This is a genomic window from Nocardioides humilatus, from assembly GCF_008373755.1.
Lineage (GTDB): Bacteria > Actinomycetota > Actinomycetes > Propionibacteriales > Nocardioidaceae > Nocardioides > Nocardioides humilatus.
This window is the reverse complement of sequence record NZ_VUJV01000037.1, coordinates 1-525: the sequence shown is the minus strand read 5'-3', so window position 1 is coordinate 525 and position 525 is coordinate 1. Positions and strand designations below refer to the sequence as shown.

Below are 525 nucleotides of genomic sequence, written 5' to 3'. Positions count from 1 at the left end.
GAGATCTCCGACCTGAACTCCCAAGTCAACGACCTCAGAGGCAAATTCGTCAAGCCCACACTAAAGAAGGTTTCCAAATACGAAAACAAATTCGCCAAGCTCCAGAAGAAGGCCGCCGAATTCAACTTCCGTAACCAATTGAAGGTCGTGAAAAAGAAGGAATTCACCTTGGAAGAGGAAGACAAAGAGGCTAAGAAGGCAGAGAAGAAAAAGCCTGACTGGTCGAAGGGCAAGCCGGGAGATCAGAAGGTAAAAGAAGAAGAGGTTGAGGCATGAACATCATAATACCCAAATCATTAAGACCTTTCACCAACTGTCAATAATTATGTGATGTGCCCTATAGTGTGTCTGTCTGCAAAGAGACTTAAATTTCATTTATCTGGCTGCTTGCGCTGTGTCAATGTGTGAGCAAGCCAGATATATAAGTAAAGTTTAAGCAGATCCTGTCCTAAGTTACCAGTCTTTTTGTGTCTTCCAACGGGCATCACTTAACGTATATCATGTAGCGACCAAATTGAATTAACG

General features: G+C 42.9%; 1 protein-coding gene. It reads left to right on the top strand.

The genetic code is table 11. The features are described 5' to 3' along the window. Positions 1-276 (top strand): troponin (locus F0U44_RS23930; RefSeq protein WP_149730580.1); only part of this gene is annotated, 276 nt, incomplete at its 5' end. Positions 277-525 lie beyond the last annotated feature (249 nt).